The 2,857-nt window shown below is 73.5% G+C and carries 3 protein-coding genes; 2 read left to right on the forward strand and 1 reads right to left on the reverse strand.

Features of this window, described 5'->3' with window-relative positions; all coding sequences use genetic code 11:
* Window positions 1–176: 176 nt before the first annotated feature.
* Window positions 177–1,220, forward strand: coding sequence for a zinc-dependent alcohol dehydrogenase family protein (locus ABZ281_RS44725; protein WP_356664048.1), 1,044 nt, complete (start codon window positions 177–179; stop codon window positions 1,218–1,220).
* Window positions 1,221–1,284: 64 nt separating this feature from the next.
* Here ABZ281_RS44725 and ABZ281_RS44730 read toward each other — a convergent pair whose 3' ends face one another.
* Window positions 1,285–1,482, reverse strand: a complete 198-nt coding sequence (locus tag ABZ281_RS44730) for a MerR family transcriptional regulator (protein ID WP_030838226.1) — start codon at window positions 1,480–1,482, stop codon at window positions 1,285–1,287.
* A 360-nt stretch (window positions 1,483–1,842) separates the two neighbouring features.
* Here ABZ281_RS44730 and iolC point away from each other — a divergent pair, with 360 nt between their 5' ends.
* Complete coding sequence (iolC, locus tag ABZ281_RS44735; RefSeq protein ID WP_356664050.1) at window positions 1,843–2,793, forward strand: 5-dehydro-2-deoxygluconokinase; 951 nt, start codon at window positions 1,843–1,845, stop codon at window positions 2,791–2,793.
* Window positions 2,794–2,857: the final 64 nt, after the last annotated feature.

The following is a 2,857-nucleotide window of genomic DNA, read 5'->3' on the forward strand; positions in this document are numbered from 1 at the left end:
GTCCAGTACGAGGGCTTCCGGCCGGCACGCCGAGAGCACGCACCAAACGCCGCTCCTCAACGGGCAAACGTTGCCTGCCGCGGCACTAGCGTTCCCCGAGACGCCGCACGCCCGGGGCGCAGGGCACCCGGTACCCCTGCGCCCGGGCACGGCACGAGCGAAAGGCGGGTGGATCCATGAGGGCCGTGGTGTTCGAGCGGTACGGAGAGGCTGCCGAGGTGCGGGACGTCCCGGACCCGGAGCCCGCGGAGCACGGGGTCGTCGTGCGGGTCGAGGCCACCGGGCTGTGCCGCAGCGACTGGCACGGCTGGCAGGGCCACGACCCGGACATCACACTGCCGCACGTGCCCGGGCACGAACTCGCCGGGGTCGTCGAGGCGGTGGGCGCCCGGGTGACCGGGTGGCGGCCCGGGGACCGGGTCACCGTGCCGTTCGTCTGCGCCTGCGGCACCTGCCCGTCCTGCGCTGCGGGCGACCACCAGGTGTGCGAGCGCCAGACCCAGCCCGGCTTCACGCACTGGGGTTCCTTCGCCCAGTACGTGGCGCTGGACCACGCCGACGTGAACCTCGTGGCGCTGCCCGGGGAGCTGTCCTTCGCGACGGCGGCCTCGCTCGGCTGCCGGTTCGCCACGGCATACAGGGCGGTGGTGCGGCGGGGCCGGGTCGCGGCGGGGGAGTGGGTCGCGGTGCACGGCTGCGGCGGGGTCGGGCTCTCGGCCGTGATGATCGCGGCCGCGGCGGGCGCCCGGGTCGTGGCCGTCGACGTGTCGCCCGGCGCCCTGGACCTGGCGCGGACGTTCGGGGCGGCGCGGTGCCTCGACGCGAGGGCCGTGCCGGACACCGCGGCCGCGGTCCGCGAGCTGACCGGCGGCGGTGCCCACCTCTCCCTCGACGCCCTCGGCTCACCCGGCACCTGCGCCGCCTCCGTGAACGGGCTGCGCCGCCGCGGCCGGCACGTCCAGGTCGGCCTGCTGCCCTCCCCGGCCGGCACGACACCCGTGCCGATGGCCCGCGCGATCGCCCTGGAACTCGAACTCCTCGGCAGCCACGGCATGGCCGCGCACAGCTACCCGTCCATGCTGGAACTGGTCCGCAGCGGCGTGCTCCGCCCCGACCTGCTGGTGACGTCCACGATCGCCCTGGACGAGGTTCCCGACGCGCTGGCGGCGATGGGGACCGCGCCGGGAGCGGGGGCGACGGTCATCGAACCGTGGAGCTGACGCAACGGCGGACGACCGTGCCCCACGCGGCGGTGGGGCAGGGGGCCGGTGCGGGGGGGCGGGGTCACTCTGCCCTTCGGCGGTTGCCGGGCCTGGCGGCGACCCAGGCCCGGACCGTGTCGGCGTACCAGTAGGGCTTGCCGCTCTCGACGTGGTCGGGCGGGGGCAGCAGCCCGTGTTTGCGGTAGGACCGCACGGTGTCGGGCTGCACCCGGATGTGCGCCGCGATCTCCTTGTAGGACCAGAGCCTTCGGTCGGTCATGACGTGCACCTCCGTGCGCGCACCGCGGCGGCGGCCGTGGACGGCCGTCCGGGGGAGCCGGGCGCTGCGCTGGCGATCAACAAGCCTGTGTCCGGTCAACGACGCCCGGTGGTACCCGGGCAGGGCCTGTGCGTCGGGTGTGACGGAAGACCTGCGTACTCGCGACACGTGTGACACGAGGGAGGTGTTTGTGACACAGCCGCAGCAAAGGGGTCGCCGAAGCGTCGGCGGGGTGCCTTGACACGGACCGGGAGACGGAAAGCGCTGTCATGATCTGGTCCGAATGTCTGGACAAAACATTGACAGGGCTTCGAGAGGGGGCTACAAAACCGGAGAGAGCCGAGCATCGAGGGGACACCGATGGCGTACGACCTGATCACCATGGGGCGGATCGGAGTGGATCTGTATCCGCTCCAGACCAGCGTCCCGCTGCCGCAGGTCACGTCCTTCGGCAAATTCCTCGGCGGCTCGGCGAGCAACGTCGCGGTGGCCGCGGCCCGCCTGGGGCGGCGCACTGCGGTGATCACCCGTACCGGCGACGACCCCTTCGGCACCTACCTCCACGAGGCCCTGCGGGGCTTCGGCGTGGACGACCGCTGGGTCACCCCGGTCCCCGGCCTGCCCACACCGGTCACCTTCTGCGAGGTCTTCCCGCCGGACGACTTCCCGCTGTACTTCTACCGGCAGCCCAAGGCCCCCGACCTGGAGATCGACGCCCACGAGCTCGACCTCGACGCCATCCGCGACGCCCGGGTCTTCTGGGTCACGGGCACGGGCCTGAGCGAGGAACCCAGCCGCACGGCGACCCTCGCGGCCCTCGCCCACCGCGCCAAGGCCGGCACCACGGTCTTCGACCTCGACTGGCGGCCCATGTTCTGGACAGACCCGGACGCGGCCCGCCCCTTCTACACGGAGGCCCTGCGTCAAACCACCGTCGCCGTCGGAAACCTCGACGAGGTGGAAGTCGCCACCGGTGTGCGCGAACCCCACGCCGCCGCCCGCGCCCTCCTGGACGCCGGTGTCGAGCTGGCCGTCGTCAAGCAGGGCCCCAAGGGCGTCCTCGCGGTGAACGGCGCCGGCGAGAGCGCCGAGGTCCCGCCGCTGCCGGTGAACGTCCTCAACGGCCTCGGCGCCGGTGACGCCTTCGGTGGCTGTCTCGTCCACGGCCTGCTGGCCGGCCGGGACCTGGAGACGGTCATGCGGCACGCCAACGCCGCCGGTGCCATCGTCGCCTCCCGCCTGGAGTGCTCCTCCGCGATGCCCACGCCGGACGAGATCGAGGCGGCCGTCACCGCGGGGGCCGTCCAATGACCGTCGACGTCTCCGAACTCGTCCGCCTGCGCAGCCACCGCCCGGAGGCCATCGCCGAGGCCGC

Source organism: Streptomyces sp. NPDC006265 (assembly GCF_040613555.1).
In the GTDB taxonomy this organism is placed as follows: domain Bacteria; phylum Actinomycetota; class Actinomycetes; order Streptomycetales; family Streptomycetaceae; genus Streptomyces.